At 71.2% G+C, this 24,664-nt stretch carries 21 protein-coding genes and 1 pseudogene; 11 read left to right on the plus strand and 11 right to left on the minus strand.

Going from position 1 to position 24,664, the window contains the following annotated elements; translation table 11 throughout:
• The 5 genes and pseudogenes from ACIPWY_RS33240 to tkt form a co-directional block, all read right to left on the minus strand.
• Positions 1 to 335: pseudogene (locus ACIPWY_RS33240) on the minus strand (glucose-6-phosphate isomerase); the annotation flags it as partial.
• A complete protein-coding gene (opcA, locus tag ACIPWY_RS33245) occupies positions 328 to 1,263 on the minus strand; it encodes a glucose-6-phosphate dehydrogenase assembly protein OpcA (RefSeq protein ID WP_362908718.1) in 936 nt (311 codons plus the stop codon). The gene opcA and the pseudogene ACIPWY_RS33240, both read right to left, overlap by 8 nt.
• Positions 1,260 to 2,792 (minus strand): glucose-6-phosphate dehydrogenase, encoded by a 1,533-nt coding sequence (zwf, locus tag ACIPWY_RS33250; protein WP_362908719.1) that lies wholly within the window; start codon positions 2,790 to 2,792, stop codon positions 1,260 to 1,262. The genes opcA and zwf overlap by 4 nt, the downstream gene beginning before the upstream one ends.
• Complete coding sequence (gene tal, locus ACIPWY_RS33255; protein WP_393704845.1) at positions 2,789 to 3,925, minus strand: transaldolase; 1,137 nt, start codon at positions 3,923 to 3,925, stop codon at positions 2,789 to 2,791. Before tal ends, zwf begins: the two co-directional genes overlap by 4 nt.
• A 62-nt stretch (positions 3,926 to 3,987) precedes the next feature.
• Positions 3,988 to 6,072, minus strand: a complete 2,085-nt coding sequence (gene tkt / locus ACIPWY_RS33260) for a transketolase (RefSeq protein WP_401536259.1) — start codon at positions 6,070 to 6,072, stop codon at positions 3,988 to 3,990.
• A gap of 193 nt (positions 6,073 to 6,265) precedes the next feature.
• Here tkt and ACIPWY_RS33265 point away from each other — a divergent pair, with 193 nt between their 5' ends.
• The 7 genes from ACIPWY_RS33265 (at position 6,266) to ACIPWY_RS33295 (ending at position 13,951) form a co-directional block, all read left to right on the plus strand.
• Entirely contained in the window at positions 6,266 to 7,180 is a 915-nt protein-coding gene (locus ACIPWY_RS33265) for an AraC family transcriptional regulator (protein WP_362908722.1), read from the plus strand.
• Between the two features lie 180 nt (positions 7,181 to 7,360).
• Positions 7,361 to 8,638 carry an ABC transporter substrate-binding protein gene (locus ACIPWY_RS33270; protein WP_393704859.1) on the plus strand — a complete coding sequence of 426 codons (1,278 nt, stop codon included), beginning with the start codon at positions 7,361 to 7,363 and terminating at the stop codon, positions 8,636 to 8,638.
• Between the two features lie 40 nt (positions 8,639 to 8,678).
• Positions 8,679 to 9,617 (plus strand): carbohydrate ABC transporter permease, encoded by a 939-nt coding sequence (locus tag ACIPWY_RS33275; protein WP_393704840.1) that lies wholly within the window; start codon positions 8,679 to 8,681, stop codon positions 9,615 to 9,617.
• Positions 9,618 to 9,631: 14 nt separating this feature from the next.
• On the plus strand, positions 9,632 to 10,477 hold the full coding sequence (locus tag ACIPWY_RS33280; RefSeq protein ID WP_362908724.1) for a carbohydrate ABC transporter permease: 846 nt from the start codon (positions 9,632 to 9,634) through the stop codon (positions 10,475 to 10,477).
• A 47-nt stretch (positions 10,478 to 10,524) separates the two neighbouring features.
• Positions 10,525 to 11,547 carry a LacI family DNA-binding transcriptional regulator gene (locus ACIPWY_RS33285; RefSeq protein WP_393704838.1) on the plus strand — a complete coding sequence of 341 codons (1,023 nt, stop codon included), beginning with the start codon at positions 10,525 to 10,527 and terminating at the stop codon, positions 11,545 to 11,547.
• Between the two features lie 8 nt (positions 11,548 to 11,555).
• Positions 11,556 to 13,490: a cellulase family glycosylhydrolase gene (locus ACIPWY_RS33290; protein ID WP_393704836.1), complete on the plus strand. Its 1,935-nt coding sequence runs from the start codon at positions 11,556 to 11,558 to the stop codon at positions 13,488 to 13,490.
• Positions 13,491 to 13,552: 62 nt separating this feature from the next.
• Entirely contained in the window at positions 13,553 to 13,951 is a 399-nt protein-coding gene (locus ACIPWY_RS33295) for a YchJ family protein (RefSeq protein WP_362908727.1), read from the plus strand.
• Positions 13,952 to 14,008: 57 nt separating this feature from the next.
• Here the strand turns inward: ACIPWY_RS33295 and ACIPWY_RS33300 are convergent, their stop codons facing one another.
• Complete coding sequence (locus tag ACIPWY_RS33300; RefSeq protein ID WP_362908728.1) at positions 14,009 to 14,710, minus strand: FCD domain-containing protein; 702 nt, start codon at positions 14,708 to 14,710, stop codon at positions 14,009 to 14,011.
• 130 nt (positions 14,711 to 14,840) lie between these two features.
• Between ACIPWY_RS33300 and ACIPWY_RS33305 the strand changes: the two genes are divergently transcribed.
• The 4 genes from ACIPWY_RS33305 to ACIPWY_RS33320 are packed head-to-tail and all read left to right on the plus strand — an operon-like array spanning position 14,841 to position 18,674.
• Positions 14,841 to 15,392 (plus strand): gluconokinase, encoded by a 552-nt coding sequence (locus ACIPWY_RS33305; RefSeq protein WP_393704834.1) that lies wholly within the window; start codon positions 14,841 to 14,843, stop codon positions 15,390 to 15,392.
• A 34-nt stretch (positions 15,393 to 15,426) separates the two neighbouring features.
• On the plus strand, positions 15,427 to 16,824 hold the full coding sequence (locus tag ACIPWY_RS33310) for a gluconate:H+ symporter (protein WP_393704832.1): 1,398 nt from the start codon (positions 15,427 to 15,429) through the stop codon (positions 16,822 to 16,824).
• 18 nt (positions 16,825 to 16,842) lie between these two features.
• A complete protein-coding gene (locus ACIPWY_RS33315) occupies positions 16,843 to 17,616 on the plus strand; it encodes an SDR family oxidoreductase (protein ID WP_393704830.1) in 774 nt (257 codons plus the stop codon).
• 26 nt (positions 17,617 to 17,642) lie between these two features.
• Positions 17,643 to 18,674, plus strand: a complete 1,032-nt coding sequence (locus tag ACIPWY_RS33320; RefSeq protein ID WP_401536342.1) for an L-idonate 5-dehydrogenase — start codon at positions 17,643 to 17,645, stop codon at positions 18,672 to 18,674.
• A gap of 10 nt (positions 18,675 to 18,684) precedes the next feature.
• Here the strand turns inward: ACIPWY_RS33320 and ACIPWY_RS33325 are convergent, their stop codons facing one another.
• The 5 genes from ACIPWY_RS33325 to ACIPWY_RS33345 all read right to left on the minus strand — a co-directional run bounded on the left by ACIPWY_RS33325 (position 18,685) and on the right by ACIPWY_RS33345 (position 24,586).
• Positions 18,685 to 19,290 (minus strand): cytochrome b/b6 domain-containing protein, encoded by a 606-nt coding sequence (locus ACIPWY_RS33325; RefSeq protein WP_362908733.1) that lies wholly within the window; start codon positions 19,288 to 19,290, stop codon positions 18,685 to 18,687.
• Complete coding sequence (locus ACIPWY_RS33330) at positions 19,274 to 19,939, minus strand: molybdopterin-dependent oxidoreductase (protein WP_362908818.1); 666 nt, start codon at positions 19,937 to 19,939, stop codon at positions 19,274 to 19,276. Before ACIPWY_RS33330 ends, ACIPWY_RS33325 begins: the two co-directional genes overlap by 17 nt.
• A gap of 141 nt (positions 19,940 to 20,080) precedes the next feature.
• The gene (locus ACIPWY_RS33335) at positions 20,081 to 21,643 is read right to left on the minus strand and encodes an APC family permease (protein WP_401536266.1); all 1,563 of its coding nucleotides are present in this window, start codon (positions 21,641 to 21,643) and stop codon (positions 20,081 to 20,083) included.
• An 80-nt stretch (positions 21,644 to 21,723) separates the two neighbouring features.
• Positions 21,724 to 22,683, minus strand: a complete 960-nt coding sequence (locus ACIPWY_RS33340) for a hypothetical protein (RefSeq protein WP_401536268.1) — start codon at positions 22,681 to 22,683, stop codon at positions 21,724 to 21,726.
• 235 nt (positions 22,684 to 22,918) lie between these two features.
• Entirely contained in the window at positions 22,919 to 24,586 is a 1,668-nt protein-coding gene (locus ACIPWY_RS33345) for an FAD-binding dehydrogenase (RefSeq protein ID WP_401536270.1), read from the minus strand.
• Between the last annotated feature and the right edge of the window lie 78 nt (positions 24,587 to 24,664).

A 24,664-nucleotide genomic window follows, 5' to 3' on the forward strand; every position in this document is an offset into this window, starting at 1 on the left:
ACCTCGATCACCGTGTCACGCGGAGCCCGCAGCGCCGTGTGCAGAACGGCCCGGCCCTCCGTCGTATTGATCTTCTCGCCGCGGAACATGGCGTCGCGCTGCCCGAACACGTCGGTGGCGGTGGCCAGTTCCTGGAGCAGGGCGAGCGTCTCGTCCGTGATCAGGTGCTTGGAGTAGTCGATGTGCAGATCGCCGACCTGGACGTTGTAGCGCCCGGCGCGGTCCGGGTCGGTGGCGAACAGATCCCGCAGGTGGACCTGGCGCTGCTTCGCGCGGTGGTCCGACAGGGCCGTCCACTGGGGGCGGACCGTGAGGTGCGGGGTGGTGTCAGGCATGTTGAACGCGCTCCTTGGTGCCGTCGCCGCGCAGGGCGATGGCGTACATCTCGTCCGCGTCGAGGCGGCGGAGTTCTTCGGCGATCAGCTCGGAGGTGGTGCGGACCTTGAGGGCCAGGGTGCGCTGCGGCTGGCCGGGCAGGGTGAGCTGCGCGAGGGGGCCCTCGGGACGGTCGATACGGATCTCGCCGGCGGCCGTGCCGAGGCGGACGGCGGTGATGACCGGGCCCGCGGTGGTGACGCGCTCGACGGGCACGCCGAGGCGGGCGCCCAGCCAGCGGGCGAGCAGCTCGGCGCTGGGGTTCTCGGCCTCGCTCTCGACGGCCGCCGAGATGATCTCGGCACCCGCCTGGTCGAGGGCGGCGGCGAGCATGGAGCGCCACGGGGTGAGGCGGGTCCAGGCCAGATCGGTGTCGCCGGGGGCGTACGAGGCCGCGCGGGCGGCCAGCGCGGACAGCGGGTCCTCGACGGCGTACGTGTCGGTGATGCGGCGCTGGGCGAGCGCTCCCAGAGGGTCCTTGGCGGGAAACTCGGGGGCGTCGACGGGCCACCAGACGACGACGGGCGCGTCCGGGAGCATCAGCGGCAGGACGACGGAGTCGGCGTGCTGGCCGACCTCGCCGTACAGGCGCAGCAGGACGGTCTCGCCGGTGCCGGCGTCCGCGCCGACCCTGACCTCGGCGTCGAGGCGGTTGCCCTGGCGGTCGCGGGGCGAGCGGGCGTGCCGCTTGATCACGACGAGGGTGCGCGAGGGGTGCTCACGGGAGGCCTCCTCGGCGGCCTTGATGGAGTCGTAGGCGTTCTCCTCGTCGGTCACGATGACCATCGTGAGGACCATGCCCACGGCCGGGGTGCCAATCGCCCTGCGGCCTTCCACCAAGGCCTTGTTGACCTTGCTTGCCGTCGTGTCGGTGAGGTCGATCTTCATGGCCTGCGCCAGCTCCGTCCGTCTCGTGCGAGCATCTCGTCCGCTTCCTTCGGGCCCCAGCTTCCCGAGGCGTACTGCGCGGGCCGGCCGTGGGTGTCCCAGTGGCCCTCGATCGGGTCGAGGATCTTCCAGGACTCCTCCACCTCCTCCGTGCGGGGGAAGAGGTTGGCGTCGCCGAGCAGGACGTCCAGGATGAGCCGTTCGTACGCCTCCGGGCTGGACTCGGTGAAGGACTCGCCGTAGGCGAAGTCCATCGACACGTCCCGGATCTCCATCGACGTACCCGGGACCTTGGAGCCGAAGCGTACGGTCATGCCCTCGTCGGGCTGGACGCGGATGACGATCGCGTTCTGGCCGAGTTCCTCCGTGGCGGTGGAGTCGAAGGGGGAGTGCGGGGCGCGCTGGAAGACGACGGCGATCTCGGTGACGCGGCGGCCGAGGCGCTTGCCGGTGCGCAGGTAGAAGGGGACGCCGGCCCAGCGGCGGTTGTCGACCTCCAGCTTGATGGCCGCGTAGGTGTCGGTCTTCGACTTGGGGTCGATGCCGTCTTCCTGGAGGTAGCCCGGGACCTTCTCACCGCCCTGCCAGCCGGCCGCGTACTGGGCGCGGACGGTGTGCTCGCCGAGGTTCTCGGGCAGCCGCACCGACTTGAGGACCTTGAGCTTCTCGGTGAGGAGCGACTCGGCGTCGAAGGAAGCCGGTTCCTCCATGGCGGTCAGCGCCATGAGCTGGAGGAGGTGGTTCTGGATGACGTCGCGGGCGGCGCCGATGCCGTCGTAGTAGCCGGCGCGGCCGCCGATGCCGATGTCCTCGGCCATCGTGATCTGCACGTGGTCGACGTAACTCCGGTTCCAGATGGGTTCGTACATCTGGTTGGCGAAGCGGAGGGCCAGGATGTTCTGGACGGTCTCCTTGCCGAGGTAGTGGTCGATGCGGAAGACCTGGTCGGAGTCGAAGACGTCGTGCACGATCGCGTTGAGTTCGCGGGCGCTGGCCAGGTCGTGGCCGAACGGCTTCTCGATGACGGCGCGGCGCCAGGAGCCCTCGGGTCCGTCGGCGAGGCCGTGCTTCTTGAGCTGCTGCACGACCTGCGGGAAGAACTTCGGGGGCACGGAGAGGTAGAAGGCGTAATTGCCGCTCGTGCCGCGCTTCTCGTCGAGGTCCTCGACGGCCTCGCGCAGCTGCTTGAACGCCTCGTCGTCGTCGAAGTCGCCGGGGATGAAGCGCATGCCTTCGACGAGCTGCTGCCAGACCTCCTCGCGGAACTCCGTGCGGGAGTGCTCGCGCACCGCGTCGTGGACGACCTGGGCGAAGTCCTGGTCCTCCCATTCGCGGCGGGCGAAGCCGACCAGCGAGAAGCCCGGCGGCAGCAGTCCGCGGTTGGCGAGGTCGTAGACCGCCGGCATCAGCTTCTTGCGGGACAGGTCGCCGGTGACGCCGAAGATGACGAGACCGGAGGGGCCCGCGATGCGCGGCAGGCGGCGGTCGCGGGGGTCCCTCAGCGGGTTCTGCCAAGCAGTGGTGCTCACTTGGCCTGCGCCCCCTTGCCGGCGAGGCGGTTCGCGACGGTGCCGAGCAGGTCGTTCCACGCGACGTCGAACTTGGCGACGCCCTCGTCCTCGAGCTGCTGGACGACCTCGTCGTAGGAGATGCCGAGCGCGTCGACGGCCTTGAGGTCGGCGCGGGCCTGCTCGTAGCCGCCCGTCACCGTGTCACCCGTGATCACGCCGTGGTCGGCGGTGGCCTTCAGGGTGGCCTCCGGCATGGTGTTGACCGTGCCCGGGGCGACGAGCTCGTCGACGTACAGGGTGTCCTTGTACGCAGGGTCCTTGACGCCGGTGGAGGCCCACAGCGGGCGCTGCTTGTTGGCGCCGGCGGCCTCCAGCCTGCTCGCCCGCTCGGAGGCGAAGACCTCTTCGTACGCCTCGTACGCGAGACGGGCGTTGGCGAGGGCGGCCTTGCCCTTGAGGGACTTGGCCTCATCGGTGCCGACCCGGTCGAGGCGCTTGTCGATCTCGGCGTCGACGCGCGAGACGAAGAAGGAGGCGACGGAGTGGATGCCCGCCAGGCCGATGCCCGCGGCCTGCGCCTTCTCCAGGCCCGCGAGGTAGGCGTCCATGACGGCCTTGTAGCGGTCGAGGGAGAAGATCAGGGTGACGTTGACGCTGATGCCGAGGCCGATGACCTCGGTGATGGCCGGGAGGCCCGCCTTCGTCGCCGGAATCTTGATCATGACGTTCGGGCGGTCGACCAGCCAGGCGAGCTGCTTGGCCTCGGCGATCGTGGCCTCGGTGTTGTGGGCGAGGCGCGGGTCGACCTCGATGGAGACGCGGCCGTCGCGGCCCTGCGTCGCGTCGTACACGGGGCGCAGGATGTCGGCGGCGGCGCGGACGTCGGCGGTGGTCATCATGCGGACCGCCTCGTCGACGGTGACGCCGCGGGTGGCGAGGTCGGCGAGCTGCTCCTCGTAGCCCTCGCCGGAGCCGATGGCCGCCTGGAAGATCGAGGGGTTCGTCGTGACGCCCACGACGTGGCTGTTCTCGATCAGTCCGGCGAGGTTGCCGGACTCGATGCGCTTGCGGGACAGGTCGTCCAGCCAGATGGAAACGCCTTCGCCGGCAAGGGACTTGAGGGGCGTGACGGTGGAGTCGGCGTTGCTCATGTTCTTCTTCATCTTCCTTCGGGTGTACGGGTGCGTACGGGTGCCTATGGGGCGCCTACGGGTCAGGCGCGGGCCGCGGAGAGGGACTCGCGCGCCGTGGCGGCGACGTTGTCGGCGGTGAAGCCGTACTCGGCGAAGAGCGTGGCGGCGTCGGCGGAGGCGCCGAAGTGCTCCAGGGAGACGATGCGGCCGGCGTCGCCGACGTAGCGGTACCAGGTCAGGCCGATGCCGGCCTCGACGGCGACGCGCGCCTTGACGGACGACGGCAGGACGCTGTCCTTGTAGTCCTGCGACTGCTCCTCGAACCACTCCACGGACGGCATCGACACGACGCGCGTGCCGATCCCCTCCGTCTCCAGCTGCTCGCGGGCGGCCACGGCGAGGTGCACCTCGGATCCGGTCGCGATCAGGATCAGGTCGGGCGTCGCGGTGGAGGCCTCGCGCAGGACGTAACCACCCTTCGCCGCCTGCTCGTTGAGCTCGTACGTGGGGACGCCCTGGCGGGTCAGGGCGAGGCCGTGCGGGGCGGGCTTGGTCGTGCCGCGGCGCAGGATCTCGCGCCAGGCGACGGCGGTCTCGTTGGCGTCGGCCGGGCGGACGATGTTCAGGCCCGGGATGGCGCGCAGGGAGGCGAGGTGCTCGACGGGCTGGTGCGTGGGGCCGTCCTCGCCCAGGCCGATGGAGTCGTGCGTCCACACGTAGGTGACCGGGAGCTGCATCAGGGCGGAGAGGCGGACGGCGTTGCGCATGTAGTCGGAGAAGACGAGGAACGTGCCGCCGTAGATACGGGTGTTGCCGTGCAGCGCGATGCCGTTCATCTCGGCGGCCATCGAGTGCTCGCGGATGCCGAAGTGGATCGTGCGGCCGTACGGGTCGGCCTCCGGCAGCGGGTTGCCCTTGGGGAGGAACGAACTGGCCTTGTCGATGGTCGTGTTGTTCGAGCCCGCGAGGTCGGCGGAGCCGCCCCACAGCTCGGGGATGACCGGGCCGAGCGCCTGGAGGACCTTGCCGGACGCGGCGCGCGTCGCGACCTTCGGGCCCTCGTCGAAGGACGGGAGCGCCTGCTCCCAGCCCTCGGGGAGGCGGCCGGCGACGATGCGGTCGAGGAGGGCGGAGCGCTCGGGCTCGGCCGTGCGCCACTCGCCGAGCCGCTTGTCCCACTCGGCGTGCGCGTCGGCGCCGCGGTCGAGGGCGCCGCGGGTGTGGGCGATGACGTCGTCGGCGACCTCGAAGGTCCGCTCGGGGTCGAAGCCGAGGACGCGCTTGGTGGCGGCGATCTCGTCGGCGCCGAGCGCGGAACCGTGGGAGGCCTCGGTGTTCTGCGCGTTCGGGGCGGGCCAGGCGATGATCGTGCGCATCGCGATGATGGACGGGCGGCCGGTGTCGGCCTTCGCCGCGGCCAGGGCCTCGTACAGGGCGTGCACGTCGGTGTCGCCGTCGGCCTTGGGCTCGATGCGCTGGACGTGCCAGCCGTAGGCCTCGTAGCGCTTGAGGACGTCCTCGGAGAAGGCGGTGGCGGTGTCGCCCTCGATGGAGATGTGGTTGTCGTCGTAGACGAAGACGAGGTTGCCGAGCTTCTGGTGGCCGGCGAGGGAGGACGCCTCGGCGGAGATGCCCTCCTCCAGGTCGCCGTCGGAGACGATCGCCCAGATGGTGTGGTCGAAGGGGGACTCGCCCTCGGGGGCCTCGGGGTCGAACAGGCCGCGCTCGTAGCGGGCCGCCATCGCCATGCCGACGGCGTTGGCGACGCCCTGGCCGAGCGGTCCTGTCGTCGTCTCGACACCGGCGGTGTGGCCGTACTCGGGGTGGCCGGGCGTCTTCGAGCCGTGGGTGCGGAACGCCTTCAGGTCGTCGAGCTCCAGCTCGTAGCCGGACAGGAAGAGCTGGGTGTAGAGGGTGAGGCTGGTGTGGCCCGGGGAGAGGACGAAGCGGTCGCGGCCGGTCCACTCCGGGTCGGCCGGGTCGTGCCGCATGACCTTCTGGAAGAGGGTGTACGCGGCGGGGGCCAGGCTCATCGCCGTGCCGGGGTGGCCGTTGCCGACCTGCTGCACGGCGTCGGCCGCGAGCAGGCGCGCGGTGTCGACAGCACGCCGGTCGAGGTCACTCCACTCGAAGGGGCCGAGGGCGTCCGGTGTCTGCGTGCTCATCTGTACGACTTCCTTCGCATCCGTATGGCATCCGAGGTACCGAAAGGCACCGCCCGACCGGGCCGAAAGCCCTGGTCGAACTACCTACGAATCTAAAGGTCATACTTTTGGCGCGGCAGGTGCGCCCGCGCCAGCGTTCGGTGAAAATGGGACACCTGCACGAGGACGAACCGGTTTGAGTCGAGGAAAGTGGATGACGGAGCAGGGTGGCGCACATCCGAGCGCACATATGGGAGCCGCGGAGCACATCCGTACGTATCCCTTCGACCCGAGCGCCAGCGTGTCCGGGGTCGGAATACAGATCGGGCCGATGGGCACGGAGGGCCCCTGGGCGGGTGGCGTCGGCCTGTCGCGCCGCGTGCACCGGATCGACTTCCACGTCCTGCTCTTCTTCCGCGAGGGCCCGGTCCACCACATGATCGACTTCACGGAGTACGAGGTCGGCGCAGGCGACATCCTGTGGATCCGGCCCGGCCAGGTGCACGGCTTCTCGACGAGCGAGCGCTACGTCGGCACGGCGCTCACCATGCAGCCCGGCTTCCTGCCACGCGCGATCGTCGAGGCGACGGGCCTGTACCGCTACGACCGGCCGCCCCTGCTCCACCCCGACGAGGCTCAACTCGCCGCCCTGGACGCCTCGTTGGAGCAGCTGAAGCGCGAGTACCTGGACACGGCGACGCTCCCGCTCAGCCTGCACACGTCGGTACTGCGGCACTCCCTGACGGCGTTCATGCTGCGGGTCGCCCATGTGTCGGCGCAGGCGGCGGCGGACGAGTGCAGGCCGCAGCCGGACACCACGTTCAGCCGCTTCCGCACGGCCGTCGAGCAGGGCTTCACCACGAACCACAGCGTGAGCGCGTACGCCGACGAGCTCGGCTACTCCCGGCGCACCCTCGTCCGCGCGGTGCGGGCGGCGACGGGCCAGACCCCGAAGGCCTTCATCGACCGCCGGGTGATCCTGGAGGCCAAGCGCCTGCTCGCCCACACGGACCTGCCGGTGGGCCGGATCGGTGTTGCGGTCGGCATCGCGGACTCGGCGAACTTCTCCAAGTTCTTCCAGCAGCACGCGGGCGTGACACCGGCGGCATTCCGGGCCGAACAGGTCTGACAAGTCCCTTTTTCGGCCGATGCGCACGCTTTCCCCGGGTACGCACGTGTCCGCGGCGGACCCATTTCACCCTGCGCAACGGGGGGTTGACCGTTCCCCCACCGCCCCTTACGTTGCTCGCACCTCCCACAGGTATATCGATTAACCACTCCCGGTTGGAGACATACCGCTGTGCCCCCTGTGCCCTCGACGATGAGTCGGCGCGGATTCCTCGCCGCCGGTGGCGCGCTCGCCGCCTCCTCCGCCCTGTCCGGCTGCTCCGCCCTCGCCGCCGCCGACAACGACCCCGACACGCTCGTGGTGCACAGCCAGCTCGGCACCACGGCCCCCGGCTCCCCCACCTACCTCTCGGCCCTGGACCGGTTCCGCGAGGAGACCGGCCTCAAGGTGCGCAACCTCGTCAACGGCGACGACCTCGCGCAGGTCTACGAGACCTCGCGGCTGGCCCGCAAGGAGCCGGACGTCGTCATGGTGAACCTCTACGACAAGACGCTGGCCTGGACCGACGTCGGGGCCACCGTGGACGTGAAGGGCTACCTGGACGACTGGGGGCTGCGCGAACGGGTGCTGCCCGTGGCCCTGGACGCGTGGACCGACGGCAAGGGACGGCTGCGCGCCTTCCCCTACTTCGCCACCAACTGGCCGGTCGCCTACAACCGGGCGCTCCTCGACAGGGCGGGGGTCGGCGAGATCCCCGCCACCGGGGACCAGCTCATCGCGGCCGCACGGAAGTTGCGCAAGAAGGGCCTCGCGCCCGTCACGGTCGGCGGCAACGACTGGACCGGCCAGAAGCTGCTCGCACAGATCGTCCAGACGTTCCTGACCGAGGACGAGGCCCGGCACGTCTACGCGACCGGGGACTTCGGCGGCCGGGGCGCGCGGCAGGGCATCGACTACTTCGTGGAGCTGCGCGACGCCGGGGTGTTCGCCGACAAGGCGCAGGGCCTCACCTCGGACTCGATGACGACGCAGTTCAACACGCAGGCCGCGGCGATGCAGTCGGCGATGTCGTCGGCGCTCGCGAAGGTGCCGGAGCCGGTGGCGCGCCACACGGACGTGGGCGGCTGGCCGCTCGCGCCGGGCGCGGCGCACGACAGGCCGACGATCCTGCGCACGTACACGCTGATCGGCTTCTGGGTCAGCCCGAACGGCACGAAGAAGATCGACGCCGTCGAGAAGTTCCTGCGGTTCATGTACCGCCCGGACACCGTCTCGCGGTTCATCAAGGAGGCCGGGCGCGACATGGCGCTGCGGTCCGACACGGTCAGCTCGGACTTTCCGCTGGTCGCGGCCGCGCAGCGGCTCGGCGGCGAGGTGGGCCAGGTGCTGCTGCCCGACCTCTTCGTCCCGCCGGCCGCGACGCAGCCGCTGATCACGGCGACGAGTACCTCCTTCACCCGCGGCACCAGCGCGGCCCAGGTCCGCTCGGTGCTCGAGGCCGCCTACCGCGGCGCCTGACCACCCGCCCCCTGCCTCCTCACCCGTAAGGGAGTTGCTCATGACGACGATGACGTCGACAGCGGGCGAGACCGCGGTCCGCCGCCCCACCCCGTCCTCCCCGGACACCGCCCGGCGTCCGCGCCGCCAGGGCGGCACGATCCTCGCGCTGCCCGCGCTCGTCTGGTACCTCGTGTTCATGGTCGGCCCGCTGGTCGCCATCTTCGCGGTGGCGGCCCTGCACTGGCCGGGCATGCTGCAGCCGGTGTCGTTCGCCGGGTTCGACAACGTGCGCACGGTCTTCGACGACCCGGTGTTCTGGGACGCGGTGAGCAACACGGCGATCCAGCTCGTCGTCGCCATCCCCGTGATGGTGGTGTGCGCGTACATGCTGGGCTACTACGTCGCGCAGAAGCCGCCCGGCCACAAGGTCATCCGCTATCTGCTGTTCATCCCCGGGCTGATCTCGACCCCGGCGAAGGCGATGGTCTTCTACGCGGCCCTCTCCCCCGACGGCCTGGTCAACGGAGGCCTGAAGGCGGTCGGCCTCGGTTCCGTCGCCGACGCGTGGCTCGCCTCGCCCTCCACCGCCCTCGCCTGTCTGATCGCGCTGGACATCTGGGCGGGGATCGGGTTCACGGCGGTGCTGTTCGCGGCGCGGCTCGGCAGTGTGCCGGACGAGCTGGGTGAGGCGGCACAGCTCGACGGGGCCGGGCACTGGCGGACCATGTGGCGCATCCACTTCCCGGTGATCAAGGACTATGTGGGCGTCGTGACGATGCTCCAGTTCCTGTGGACGCTGTTCGGCTCGGCGCAGCATGTGCTGCTGCTGACGCAGGGAGGTCCGGGCAGCTCGTCGACGACGCTGTCCTTCCTCGTCTACCAGAAGGCGTTCATCGCTGCCGACCTCGGCTACAGCCAGACCGTCGGGGTCTTCCTCTTCCTCGCCGGGCTCGTCGGACTGCTCGCCATCCGGCGCGCGTTCCGCCAGAACCACTGATCGGAGCCGTCGCCATGAAGTCCGCCAAGCACAGCCGCCTCGGCAGGTCCTGGCTGCCCGCGCACATCCTCGTCTGGCTGTACGCCGTGCTCCTGGTCATCCCCCTGTACTACTTCGTCGCCTCGGCGTTCAAGACGAACGAGGAGATCTTCGCCAGCCCGTTCGCGCTGCCGTCGTCCTTCGGCCTCGGCAACTTCAGCACCGCCTTCCACAGCGCCGACCTCGGCCTCGCCGTCGTCAACTCGGCTCTGGTGACGGTGTTCTCCCTCGCCTTGACGCTGGCGCTCGCGATACCGGCGGCGTTCGCGCTGGCCCGCTCGACGGGCCGGCTCGCCTCGGTGGTGGAGGCCGTCTTCTCGCTGGGGTTCCTGATCCCGACGTTCGCGGCGCTCTTCCCGACGTTCCTGCTCGCCGCGGCCACCGGCCTGTTCCACACCCGCACGTTCATGATCCTGTTCCTGCCGGCCACGGCGATGCCGCTCTCGGTGGTGATCCTGGTCCAGTTCATGCGGACCATCCCCCGGGAGATGGAGGAGGCGGCCCGCATGGACGGTGCCTCGACCTTCGCGGTGCTCCGGCACGTGTACACGCCGATGTGCCTGCCCGGCATCGCGACGGTGCTGCTCCTGAACTTCCTGACGTTCTGGAACGAGTACCTGTACTCCCTCGTGATCGTCGGCCCGGACCCCGCGCAGCGCACCGTCCAAGTGGCCCTGCCCACGCTGAAGTCCATCACCGGCACGGACTACGGCGTCCTGACCGCGGGGACCGTCCTCACCCTCGTCCCCGTGTGGGTCGTCTATACGGTGCTCCAGAAGCGGATGCAGCAGGCACTCGTCAGTGGGGCGGTGAAGATGTGAGCACTACCCGGCCGAAAAGGCCGAACGGTCGTCCGACCATCAAGGCGGTGGCGGCCGCGGCAGGTGTGTCGACGGCGGCGGTGTCGCAGGCGTTCAACGACAAGGGGCGCCTCGCCGAGCCGACCCGGCGGCGGATCCTCGACGCGGCGGCGGAGCTCGGCTGGTCTCCGAGCGCGTCGGCGGCGGCGCTGCGCAGCGCCCGTACCCGTACGCTCGCGCTCGTCGTGCGCAGACCCACCGACGTGCTCGGGGCCGACCCGCACTTCAGTGAGCTGATCACCGGCATAGAGGGCGAGTTGGCGCCGCGCGGCTACGGACTTCTCCTGCATCTCGTCGCCGGCGTCGACGAGGAGAGCGCCCTGTACGAGCGGCTCGCCGCCGAGGGCCGGGTCGACGGGGCCGTCCTCACCGACGCGCGGGCCGACGACCCGCGCCCGGCCCTGCTGCGCCGCCTCGGGCTTCCGTCGGTGCTGCTCGGCGCGCCCGACCCGGAGGCCACCGTGCCCACCGTCGGCCTCGGCAATCAGGGGTCGGGCGTCCACGAGGCGATCGACCACCTGCTCGGGCTCGGCCACCGGCGCATCGCGTACGTCTGCGGTCCCGCCGAGCTCCAGCACACCCGGCTGCGCCGCACCGTCTTCGAGGAGACGCTCGGCCTCGCCGGGCTCCGTCCCCTCGCCGTCCTGAGCACCGACTTCTCGGAGGCCGCCGCCGTCGCCGCGACCGAGGAGCTCATCGGTCGCGCCGAGCGGCCCACCGCGGTCGTGTACGCCAACGACTCGATGGCCGTGTGCGGCATCGGCACCGCCCAGCGCGCCGGCCTGCGCGTGCCGGACGACCTGTCCGTCGTCGGCTACGACAACCTGCCGCTCGGCAGCTGGCTGCACCCGCGCCTGACGACCGTCGACCAGCAGGTCCAGCGGGTCGGCGCGGCCGCCGCGCGCGTGCTGCTCGCCCGGTGCGGCGAGGACGTCCCCGAGACCCCGCTCGAAGGGCGCCCGCACCTGGTCGTCCGCGAGTCGACCGGCCCCGCAACCCCCTCGATAAATCCCGCATTTCAACGGAGCTAGGTACCACCATGCGACGCCACAGCGCCCACCTCACCCACGACTCGGCCGTCCTGCCCTGGCTCGGCGCCAACTTCTGGTCCCGCACCGGCGGGCCCCTGATGTGGCGCGACTACGACCCGAAGGTGGTGCGCGAGGAGCTGGAGGTGCTGCGCGCGCACGGCCTGAACATGACCCGTTCGTTCTTCTACTGGCCCGATTTCCACCCCGAACCGCACCGCATCGACGAGGAGTTGTGCGAGCGCTTCCGTGACTTCCTCGATGCGCACACCGAGTTGGGCATGGGGACGGTGCCGACGTTCATCGTCGGGCACATGTCCGGTGAGAACTGGGATCCGGCCTGGCGCGGCGGCCGCGACCTGTACGAGGACGTGTGGATGGTCGGCCGCCAGGCGTGGTTCGCGTCGCAGATGACGCGCCGCTTCAAGGACCACCCGGCCGTCACGGGCTGGCTGATCACCAACGAGATGCCGGGCTACGGCCGGATCTACCAGGTCGACCCGCCCTCCAGCGACGTCGTCACCGCGTGGGCGCAGACCATGTGCAACGCGGTGCGCGCGGCCGGCGGCACCCAGCCCGTCTCCCTGGGCGACGGCGCGTGGGGCATCGAGGTGACGGGCCGCGACAACGGCTTCTCGCTGCGGGACACCGCCGAGTACGTCGACTTCGTGGGCCCGCACGTCTACCGCTCCGACACGGACCGGCCGCGCCAGCACTACCGGGCCGCCTTCGAGTGCGAGCTCGCGGCCGTCACCGGGCAGCCGGTGGTCCTGGAGGAGTTCGGCCTGTCGACGGACACGGTCTCCGCCGAGAACGCGGGCGTGTACTACCGCCAGACGCTGCACAACTCGCTGCTGGGCGGCGCGACGGGCTGGGTCGCCTGGAACAACACGGACTACGACGACCTGTGGGACCGGTCCCCCTACGACCACCACCCCTTCGAGATGCACTTCGGCATCACGGACGGCACGGGCGCCCCGAAGGCCCCGCTCGTCGAACTCGCCGCGTTCGCCGAGGTGTTGGAGCAGGTCGACTTCGCGCGCTGCCGCCGCTCCGACGCCGGGGCCGCGCTGGTCGTGCCCGCGTTCCTGGAGCGCGGCTACCCGTACAGCCGCCCCGCCGACCGCCCGCTCATCTTCACCTCGCTCCACCAGGGGTACGTCGCCGCGCGCGCCGCCGACCTGGCCGTGGGCCTCACCCGGGAGGCGGACGGGATCAGCGAGGACGCGTCGCTCTATCTCCTGCCCGCGACACGGCAGTTGACGACGCGGACCCGGCGCGCCCTGGCACGGCGGGCCGCCGAGGGAGCGACGGTCTACCTGTCGTTCTGCTCGGGCGAGCACCCCGGGACGCGCGGGCCGTGGTTCGACGACCTGGACGGGCTGTTCGGGGTCGAGATGCAGCTGTCGTACGGCGTGGCGGAGCCGATCGAGGACGACGTGCTGGAGATGACGTTCACGAAGGACTTCGGGGGCATCAGGGCCGGTGAGACCCTGCGCTTCCCGGTCGCGGGCAACGAGGACAGCCGGGCGTACCTGCCGGTCGAGGCGCGCGAGGCGGAGATCGTCGCCGTGGACGCGCACGGCCGCCCGGCGCTCCTGTCGCGGGCGACGGACCTCGGCCGCACCGTGCTGGCGACGTATCCGCTGGAGCACATGGCCGCCCGCACGGCGCACGTCAACCCGGAGCAGACGCACCGGCTGTACGCGGCGCTCGCCGAGGTCGCCGGGGTGGCGCGGCCCGTGACGGTCGAGAGCCCGTACGTGTCGGCCGATGTGCTGGTCCACGCGGACGGGCGGCGGTTCGTATGGCTGGTGAGCCAGTCCGGGCAGGAGGTGACGGTGCGCCCGCAGGCGGCCGGGACCCTGCACGACGCGGGGACGGGCGACCCGGTCACGGACGTCGCGCTTGACCCGTACGGCGTGCGCGTCCTGGAACTGCGGTGAGCTAGCGCGCCGGTGGGGGTGGGGGCCGGGTGATCGAGGGCTGAGCTGATTGAATCGTCCGCATGTCACGCCCCGCCCCCGCCCCCACCTGCCCCTGCGGGCTCCCCTCCCCGTACGACGCCTGCTGCGGCCGCTACCACTGCGGAGGGGCGAACGCGCCCACCGCCGAGGCCCTGATGCGCTCCCGCTACTGCGCCTTCGCCGTCAAGGACGCCGCGTATCTGCTGCGGACCTGGCACCCGGCCACCCGGCCGACGGTCGTCACCTTCGACCCGGGCACGAAGTGGACCGGCCTGGAGATCCTGGGCACGAGCGAGGGGACGGCCTTCCACAGCACCGGCACCGTGACGTTCCGGGCCCGCTACACCGACGGCGGACGGCCCGGCTCGCTGCACGAGCGCAGCAGGTTCACACGGCTCGACGGAGCCTGGGTGTACGTGGACGGCGACTTCATGGAGTAGGGCCCCGGTCCATCAAGTAGGGCCCCTGTCCATCGAGTAGAGCCCCTGGCCCTTCGATCAGGGCGCGAGGATGTCCAGTTCCTGGAGCGCGCCCACCGCGATCTCGCGCGTGAGTGCCTCCGCGCGGATCGCGTCGCCCTCGCGGACGGCCTCGGCGACGTGCACATGGAGCGACACGGCCGCCGGGTCCGGGTCCTCGAACATCACCTGGTGGTGCGTACGGCCCGCGAGGACCTCCGCGACCACGTCGCCGAGGCGGGCGAACATCTCGTTGCCCGAGGCGTTCAGGACGATCCGGTGGAACTCGATGTCGTGGACGAGGTACGCCTCCAGCTGATGGCCGCGTGACGTGGCGACCATGCCCAGCGCGCACTCGGTGAGCGCCGCGCACTGCTCGGCCGTGGCCTGCGTCGCCGCGAGTCCGGCCGCGACCGGCTCGACCGCGGAGCGCAGCACCGTCAGGGAGCGCAGCTGCCGCGGCCGGTCGGCGCCGGCCAGCCGCCAGCGGATGACCTGCGGGTCGTAGACGTTCCACTCCTGCGTGGGCCGTACGGTCACGCCGACCCGGCGCCGGGACTCCACGAGGTGCATCGACTCAAGCACCCGTACGGCCTCCCGCATGACCGAGCGCGACACCTCGTAGCGCTGGGCCAGCTCGTCCGTGCGCAGCACGCTGCCCGGTGGGTACTCCCCCGCGGTGATGGCGGGGCCGAGGTTCTCCAGTACGTGGGCGTGCAGCCCCCGGCCCTGTGTGGTCATGACGTCAGCGTACGAGGCGGGCCGGGGGAATATAAAGTCAGACTTTTATGTCACAGTCTCTTGAATTTGTCCGACCATTTAGGTTTCAGTGGCGTGACACAGCGATGTCGAAGAAGACAGCGAGGACGCGATGAACGCACGACGCACCCCCCACGTCGTCGTAGTCATGGGTGTGGCAGGGACCGGCAAGACCACGATCGGCCCCCTGCTCGCAGACAGGCTCGGCGTCCCGTACGCCGAGGGCGACGACTTCCACCCGCCGGCGAACATCGCCAAGATGTCGGCCGGCACCCCCCTGACGGACGACGACCGGTGGCCGTGGCTCGACGCCATCGGCGCATGGGCGCACGGACGGGCGGGACTCGGTGGCGTCGTCAGCAGCTCCGCCCTCAAGCGCAGCTATCGCGACCGGCTGAGGACCGAGGCCCCGGGAGTCGTGTTCGTCCACCTCACCGGTGACCGCGCCCTCATCGAGGACCGGATGTCGCACCGCCAGGGCCACTTCATGCCCACGGCCCTGCTGGACTCGCAGTTCGCCACGCTCCAGCCGCTCGCGGCGGACGAGGCGGGCGTCGACGTCGATGTGTCGGGCAGCCCCGAGGAGATCACGGAGCGGGCCGTCGCGGCCCTCGCCGACCTCGAAGGACAGCCCCCGTCCCCTCAGCGCCAGTCGCTGAAGTAGTCCCAGAAGTCCCCACCCACACCAAGGAAAAGCCGTGACCAGTCTCAGCGTCGAGACGCTGGCAGCGGATGCCGTCGAACCGATCACCTCGGCGGGCCACGCCCAGCTGGGGATCGCCGTCCTCGCGGGCATCGCTGTCATCGTTCTGCTCATCACGAAGTTCCGGGTCCACGCCTTCCTGGCGCTGACCATCGGTTCTCTGGCCCTGGGAGCCTTCGCGGGCGCCCCGCTCGACAAGACCATCGTCAGCTTCACCGCGGGCCTGGGTTCCACGGTGGCCGGTGTGGGTGTGCTGATCGCGCTCGGCGCGATCCTGGGCAGGCTGCTCGCCGACTCCGGCGGCGCCGACCAGATCGTCGACACGATCCTCGCCAAGGCGGGCGGGCGCGCCATGCCGTGGGCGATGGTCCTGATCGCCTCGGTGATCGGCCTGCCGCTCTTCTTCGAGGTCGGCATCGTGCTGCTGATCCCGGTCGTCCTGATGGTCGCCAAGCGCGGCAACTACTCGCTGATGCGCATCGGCATCCCGGCCCTCGCCGGCCTGTCGGTCATGCACGGTCTGATCCCGCCGCACCCCGGCCCGCTCGTCGCGATCGACGCGGTCGGCGCCAACCTCGGCGTCACGCTGGCCCTGGGTGTCCTCGTCGCCATCCCGACGGTGATCATCGCGGGTCCGCTGTTCTCCAAGGTCGCCGCCCGCTGGGTGGACGTCCAGGCCCCGGACAAGATGGTCCCGGGACGGGCCTCCGACGACCTGGAGAAGCGTCCGAGCTTCCGCGCCGCCGTCGCCACGATCCTGCTCCCCGTCGTCCTGATGCTCGCCAAGGCGCTCGTCGACATCGTCGTGGACAAGCCCGAGCACACCGTGCAGCGCGTCTTCGACGTCATCGGCTCGCCGCTGATCGCCCTGCTCGCCGCGGTGATCGTGGCCATGTTCACCATGGGCCGCGCGGCCGGCTTCACCAAGGACCAGCTGTCCACCACCGTCGAGAAGTCGCTCGCCCCGATCGCGGGCGTCCTCCTCATCGTCGGCGCGGGCGGCGGCTTCAAGCAGACCCTCGTCGACTCCGGCGTGGGCCAGATGATCCTCGACATCTCCAAGAACTGGTCGATCCCGGCCCTGCTGCTCGCCTGGCTGATCGCGGTCGTCATCCGCCTCGCCACGGGCTCCGCCACCGTCGCGACCATCTCGGCGGCCGGCCTCGTGGCACCGCTCGCGGCCGACATGTCGACCGCGCACACGGCCCTGCTGGTCCTCGCGATCGGCGCCGGCTCGCTCTTCTTCAGCCACGTGAACGACGCGGGCTTCTGGCTGGTGAAGGAGTACTTCGGCCTGAACGTCGGGCAGACCATCAAGACCTGGTCCGTCATGGAGACGATCATCTCGGTCGTCGCCGGTGGCCTGGTCCTGCTGCTGTCACTGGTCATCTAGCCACGGGAGTACGAAGCCATGACCCACCCCCTCTTCGACATCAGCGGCCGCACGGCCCTGGTGACCGGTTCCAGCCGCGGGATCGGGTTCGCCCTGGCCCGCGGCCTCCTGGAGGCCGGCGCGACCGTCGTCCTCAACGGACGCGACGAGGCCGCGCTCAAGGCGGCGGCCTCGGAACTCTCGGAGCAGACGGGACACGGTCCGGTCCACACCGCGGCGTTCGACGTCACGGACGGAGCCTCCGTGGCCGCCGGAGTCGCCGGGATCGAGGAGCGGGTGGGTCCGCTCGACATCCTCGTCAACAACGCGGGCATGCAACTGCGTGCCCCGCTCCTGGAGTTCACCGACGCCGACTGGCACCGGGTGATCGACACCAATCTGACGAGCGCGTTCCTGGTGGGCCGTGAGGCGGCCCGCGGCATGGTCGAACGCGGCCACGGAAAGATCATCAACATCTGCTCGCTGCAGAGCGAGGTCGTGCGGCCCGGCATCGCGCCCTACGCCGCCACCAAGGGCGCCCTGAAGATGCTCACCAAGGGCATGTGCGCCGACTGGGGCCCGTCCGGGATCCAGGTCAACGGGCTCGGCCCCGGCTACATCGAGACCGAGCTGACCGCGCCGCTCGTCCGCGACGAGGAGTTCAGCGCCTGGGTCCGCCGCAGGACCCCCGCCGGCCGCTGGGGCCGCACCGACGACCTCGTCGGCGGCACGCTGTTCCTGGCCTCGCCCGCGTCCGACTTCGTCAGCGGGCAGATCCTTTACGTCGACGGCGGCATGACGAGCGTTCTCTAGAGGACCTCATGGCTGGAGGAGACCTGATGCTGGGCTGCGTGATCCACGGCGCGGGAGATCTGCGCGTCGACGAACTCCCCACCCCCGAACCCGGTCCGGGCCAGGCGCTCGTCGCCGTCCGCTACGGCGGGGTGTGCGGCTCCGACCTGCACTACTGGCGCCACGGCGGAGTCGGTGACTTCCGGCTCCAGGAACCCATGCTGCTCGGCCACGAGGTCGTGGGCACGGTCGTCTCGTACGGCGAAGGAGCCACCGGCCCCGCGCCCGGCACGGCCGTCGCCGTGCACCCCGCCACCCCCTGTGGGACCTGCCCCGAGTGCGTGGACGGGCGGCGCAACGTGTGCCGCGACACCCGCTACCTCGGCAGCGCGGCCCGCACCCCGCACGTCCAGGGCGGATTCGCCGCGCGGATCGCCGTCCCCGCCGACCAGTTGAGGGCCGTACCGGCCGGGCTCCCGCTCGACCGGGCCGCCCTCGCCGAACCCCTCGCGGTGGCACTGCACGCGGTGCACCGGGCGGGACCGGTCGCGGGCAAGCACGTGCTCGTGACCGGCGCGGGCCCCATCGGCTGCCTCGTCGTCGCCGCGGCCAAGGCGGCCGGAGCGGCGCACGTGACCGCCACCGACCTCCTCCCCGAAGCTCTCCGGTACGCGCGGCTCGCCGGCGCCGACACCCTCGTGCGCGCGGACGACCCGGCCGACAAGGGCTGGCCCGACGAGGCCGACGCGACCGTCGAGGCGTCGGGGGTGGCCGCCGGGCTCGACAGCTGCCTGCGCCATGTGCGGCCCGGCGGTGTGGTCGTACAGCTCGGGATGCTGCCGCCGGGGCAGAGCCCGTTCGCGGGGAACCTCGTGGTCAGCCGTGAGATCGAGCTGCGCGGGGCGTTCCGCTTCGACACGGAGTTCGACGACGCGCTGGCCCTGCTGGCCCAGGAGCCGCGGCTCGCGGACCTGGTCAGCGCGGTGGTCCCGGTGGCGGACGCGGAGTCGGCGTTCGTGCTGGCCGCGGACCGCGCGCGGGCGTGCAAGGTCCTGCTGGACTTCGGCGCGGGCGTGTAACGCGGCACCGTCAAGGCAGCCATTCGCCGTGCTCGCGCTCGGCCCACTGCCTCCCCACGAATCCGGTCCGCATCCCGAGCCGCGCCTCGGGGTCCGCCCACGCCTTCGCGATGTGCCCGGCGATCACGATGCCGAGCGCGAGGGACAGCCAGTCGTGCACGAAGGTGCTGCCGGTGCGCCAGGTCAGCGGTGCGATGTGTGTGAACCACATGAGCAGGCCCGTGCCGAGCATCACCAGGACCGCTCCCCCGAGCCACCCGGCGTACAGCTTCTGGCCCGCGTTGAACTTGCCCGCGGGCCGGGGGCCGGAGCGGCGCAGGGCGGAGCGCAGCCAGGTGCGGTCGTGCGGGGCGAAGCGGTTCAGGCGGCGCAGGTCGGCGCGGAAGGCGCGGGACGCGAGGCCGGCGAGGTAGGGCGCGGGCAGCAGGAGACCGGACCACTCGTGGAGCCTGACCACGAGTTCGCGGCGGCCGACGAGCTCCGCGAACTGGGGTACGTACAGGCAGGCCGCCGTCAGGACGCACAGGCCCATGAGAACCGCCGTGGACCGGTGGACCCAGGTCTCGGAGCGGGTGAAGCGCCTTACGCGCGCCGGGAGTTCAGTGGGTGGGTTCATCGTCGCGTCCGTTCGAGCGGCCGACCCACGCGTCCACGTCGTAGCCGCGCTCTTCCCAGTAGCCGGGTTCGACGCGGTCGGTGACGGTGATGCCGGACAGCCATTTCGCCGACTTGTAGAAGTACATGGGGCCGACGTAGAGGCGGACGGGTCCGCCGTGGGTGTGGCCGAGGGGCTTGTCCTGCATGCGCAGGGCGACGAGCACGTCGGCGCGGCGGGCCTGCGCCAGCGTGAGGCTCTCGCTGTACGTGCCGTCGAAGCAGGTCAGCCGCAGCGCCTTGGCGGACGGCCGGACGCCGGCCGCGTCGAGGATGCCGGAGAGGCGTACGCCCTCGAAGGGGGTCTCCGGCACGCGCCATCCGGTGACGCACTGGACGTCGCGCACGAGCCGGGTCTGCGGGAGGGCCCGCAGCGCGGGAAGCGTGTAGGTGGTGGGCCGGTCGACGAGGCCGTCGACGGTGAGGCGGTAGTCGGCGGCCGACCTGTGCGGGACGGACGAGGCGACCGAGTAGTAGCGGAAGCCGCCGCCGTTCGGCAGGAGGTCCGTCAGGCCGGTGGGGTCCTTGTCCGCGGCGCTGCCGAGGAAGGATTCGAGGCCGCGCTGGAGGGTGGGCGCGGCGGCGACGCCGAGGGCACCGAGTCCGAGCATGCCGAGGACGAGGCGGCGGCCGACGGGCGCGCCGCGCTGTTCGTCCCGCTCGGGCGGTACGGGTTCTTCCGGGTTCACACACCGATTCGAGCACCCGTGGCCGCCTGAGACCAGGGGCCACGGGTGTTCGTCAGCGTTCTGTCACTTCTGGGCGGGCACGCCGGCCGCCTTCTCCAGCTGGAACGCCTCGTTGCCGAGACCGATCCTGGCGTGCGCCTCGGGGTTCCTGCCGCGCAGGACGGCGCCGTGGACGAAGCCGATGACGGCGGCCAGCGCGATGATGCCGGGCAGCACCCAGTTGAGGGAGGAGCCGGGGCCCGAGCCGACGAGGACGTCGAAGTCCTTGACCGTGTAGAAGGCGATGACGAGCAGCGCGATCCCGGCGATCCCCGACGCGATCAGGCGCCAGATCTGGGCGCCCGCGGCGCCGCGCCGGACGAAGAAGACGATCACGGCCAGCGAGGCGGTGGCCATCAGCAGGATGATGCCGAGCGCGCCGACGTTGCCGCCCCAGGTGAAGAGCTTGAGCACGGGCGCCGTAGGGTCGCCCGCCTTGCCGTCGTCGGTGACCGCGAACGCCACGACGATGATCAGGGAGAGGGCGGTCTGGAGCAGGGAGCCGGTGCCGGGCGCGCCGCTGGAGCTGTTGGTGCGGCCGAAGGTCGCGGGCAGCAGTCCCTCGCGGCCCATGGCGAAGGCGTAGCGCGAGACGACGTTGTGGAAGCTGAGGAGCGCCGCGAACATGCCGGTGACGAACAGGACATGGACGATGTCCGTGAACGTGCCGCCGAGCCTGCTCTCCGTCAGGAAGAACATCAGGCCCGCGCTCTGCTTCTGCGCGGTCGGGATGATCGCGGAGGGTCCCGCGGCGACGGTGAGCGCCCAGGAGCTGATGGCGAAGAAGACGGCGACGAAGCCGACCGCCATGAACATCACGCGCGGTACGAGGATGTGCGGGCGGCTGGTCTCCTCCGCGTACACGGGCGCCTGCTCGAAGCCGGTGAAGGCGGCGATGCAGAAGCACAGGGCGGTGCCGACGCCCGCGCCGGTGAGGGTGTCCGGGTTGAAGGCGTGCAGCGACAGGCCCTCCTTCGCCGGGTCGCCGATCGCCGCGATGTCGAAGACGACGACGAGCGCGACCTCGACGAGCAGGAGTACGCCGAGCACGCGCGCGTTCACGTCGATCTTCAGCAGGGCGAGCGCGCCGACGGCGAGCACGGCGATCAGCGCCGGGATCCACCAGGCGATACTGAGGTCGAGGTAGGTGGCGAGGAGGTTGGACACCTCGAAGCCGAACATGCCGTAGATGCCGACCTGGAGAACGCTGTAGGCGACGAGAGCGACCAGGGCGGCGCCCGCGCCGGCGGTCGGGCCGAGGCCGCGGGATATGTACGCGTAGAAGGCGCCGGCGTTGTGGACGTGGCGGCTCATCTCGGCGTAGCCGACGCTGAACAGGGCGAGGACGACGCCCAGGATGAGGAAGAGCAGCGGCTGCCCGACGACGCCCATCACGGCGAACGTGGTGGGCATGACACCGGCGACCACCATGAGCGGGCCCGTCGCGGCCAGCACGGAGAGCAGCAGGCCCGCGGTGCCGAGGCGGCCGGCGCGCAGGGCGCTCTCCTGGCCCTTGAAGGTGCTGATCCCCGCGCCGGACGCGGGGGGTCGTGCCGTGTCGCTCGTGCTCGAACTGCCCGTCGTCATGGCGGGGTTGTCCCTTCCCTGTGGCTGTGCCTGTGGATGAGCGCTGCTGGTGCGGGTTTCTGGGGATACCTGGGGGCGTCCTAGGCCGTGCCGAGCGCGGCGCGGCGCGCGGCGCTGAACGCTTCGTGCGGATCCCGGTCCGGGTACGACCAGGGGGCCGCGGTGGCGTGCCGGCCGATGCGGTGGAACAGGGCGGCGGCCTCCGCGGGCCTGCCCTCGCAGGACTTGGCGTGGGCGAGGAAGTTCAGGTCGACCCGGCAGCGCGGATGAGCGGGACGCTCCGGAGAGCCCCATTCGAGCCACCAGTCGAAGGCGGTCTTCATCACGAGGCGGGCGCGGCGGCCCGTCCAGTGTCCGGACGCCTTGGGGTCGGACGGTTCGCTGCCGGCGGCGGCGAGGACGCGGTAGCGCTCGGCGTGCGCGACGACGGGCAGGACCGCCAGCGGCGATCCGGGGCCGGCCTGTTCGGCGGCCCAGGAGGCGAAGTCGTACACCTCGTGGAGCGGGTCCTGGCCCGCGCCGGGACGGCGTTCGGCGAGCCTGGCGACCATCAGGTGGTGGGCGTGGTGGTGCTCGGGGTGGCGGTGGCGGATCTCGTCGAAGAGGCGGACGACGTCTTCCTCGCGGCCCATGTCCCGTTCCAGGAGCAGGAGTCCGAGCCAGGGCGTGGGGTCGGCGGGTGCCAGGGCCGCCGCCTCGCGGCAGGCGTCACGGGCCTTTGCGGGTCGCGACGTGCCGGTTCGGGCGCGCTGCACGGCTGCGAGGGCGAGCAGGACGGCGGCGTCGGCCGACTCGGGTTCGGCGAGGCGCCAGTCCCTGACCCAGGCGGTGGTCGTGGGCTCCTCGGCGAGGACGACGATGCGGTGGCCGCGGCGGTCCCAGTCGTCGCCGGTGGCCGAGATCAGTTCCCTGACCTCGGTCCAGCGCCCCTGAGCGAGGGCCGCGCGGGCGGCCACGAGGCCGCTGTCGTCGAGCGCGGAGTCGAACGGGGCAGCGGCCCGCTTGCGGGCACGCCCGAGTGGTGGCGGGGGTGGGGGCACCGCAGGAAGTCCTCTACGACGCGGCTTGCTTGAGGTGATCACGGACAGCAAAGCGGCACGGGGCACTCCGAGTCAAGGGCAGACCATGAGATGACCTTCACCAACTCGTTTCACAATCCTCCGAGTTCGCCCCCGTGATCCGCCAATTCCCCTTCTCACCTGGGGTGTTGACCTGGTGACACGAGACAGCATCCCGGACCGCGTCGAAGCGGCCGGGGTGCTGTCAAGGCGAGATTCAGCCGGTCGCGGCGGCGGCGGCGCGGCCCGCCGTGCGTCCTGAGAACAAGCAGCCGCCGAGGAAGGTCCCTTCGAGGGAGCGGTAGCCGTGCACTCCGCCGCCGCCGAACCCGGCCGCCTCCCCCGCCGCGTACACGCCCGGCAGCGGCTCACCGCCCTCGGTCAGGACGCGCGAGGACAGGTCGGTCTCAAGTCCCCCGAGCGACTTGCGGGTGAGGATGTTGAGGCGCACGGCGACCAGCGGGCCCGCCTTCGGGTCGAGGATGCGGTGCGGGGCCGCGGTGCGGATGAGGCGGTCGCCGAGGAACTTGCGGGTGCCGCGGATGGCGGTCACCTGGAGGTCCTTGGTGAAGGGGTTGGCGATCTCGCGGTCGCGGGCGACGAGGGTGCGGCGCAGGTCCGCCTCTTCGATCAGCGGGCCCCCCGACTTCTCAGCCAGTGCGTTCATGCCGCGCACCAGAGCGGGGAGGTCCTTCTCGACGACGAAGTCGGCGCCGTTGTCCATGAAGGCCTTGACGGGCGCCGGTACGTCGGCGCGGGCCCGGTCGAGGACACCGCGCACCGACTTACCCGTCAGGTCGGGGTTCTGCTCGGAGCCGCTGAGGGTGAACTCCTTGCCGATGATGCGCTGGTTGAGCACGAACCACGTGTAGCCGTACCCGGTCTTCATGATGTGGTCGAGGGTGCCGAGGGTGTCGAAGCCGGGGAAGAGCGGCACCGGCAGTCGCTCGCCGCGCGCGTCGAGCCAGAGCGAGGACGGGCCCGGCAGGATGCGGATGCCGTGCTTGTCCCAGATGGGGTTCCAGTTCTCGATGCCCTCGGTGTAGTGCCACATGCGGTCGCGGTTGATGAGGTGCGCGCCCGCGCCCTCCGTTATCCCGAGCATCAGGCCGTCGACGTGTGCGGGCACGCCGGAGAGCATCTTCTCGGGCGGGGTGCCGAGGCGCTCGGGCCAGTTGGCGCGGACCAGGTCGTGGTTTCCGCCGATGCCGCCGGAGGTGACGATCACCGCCTGCGCCTTGAGCTCGAAGGAGCCCGTGACCGTACGGCTGCTGCCCTGGCCGCGCTCGATGGTCGACGGTTCGAGGATCTCGCCGCTGACGGTGTCGACGGCGCCGGCGCTGCGGGACAGGCCGGTGACCCGGTGCCGGAACTTCAGCTGGACCAGACCGCGCGCCACGCCTTCCCTGACCCGGCGCTCGAAGGGCGCGACGAGGCCGGGGCCGGTCCCCCAGGTGATGTGGAAGCGCGGCACCGAGTTCCCGTGCCCGTTCGCGTCGTAGCCCCCTCGCTCGGCCCAGCCGACCACGGGGAAGAACCGGACGCCCTGCGCGCGCAGCCAGGACCGCTTCTCGCCCGCTGCGAAGTCGACGTACGCCTCGGCCCACTTGCGCGGCCAGTGGTCCTCGGCACGGTCGAAGCCGGCCGTGCCCATCCAGTCCTGGAGCGCGAGCGCGTGACTGTCCTTGATCCGCAGGCGGCGCTGTTCGGGTGAGTCGACGAAGAAGAGCCCGCCGAAGGACCAGTGCGCCTGACCGCCGATGGACTGCTCCGGCTCCTGGTCCAGCAGGATCACCTTGCGGCCCGCGTCCACGAGTTCCGCCACCGCCGCGAGCCCGGCGAGGCCCGCCCCGATCACGATCACGTCCGCGTCGTACGACGTCATTGGGATCCGTCCCTCTCGAAAGTTACCGGTGGGTCAGATCTTGGGTACAGGGGTGGGCGGCGTCAACCTCGCCGACCG

The organism is Streptomyces sp. NPDC090032 (genome assembly GCF_044748025.1).
In the GTDB taxonomy this organism is placed as follows: Bacteria; Actinomycetota; Actinomycetes; order Streptomycetales; family Streptomycetaceae; genus Streptomyces.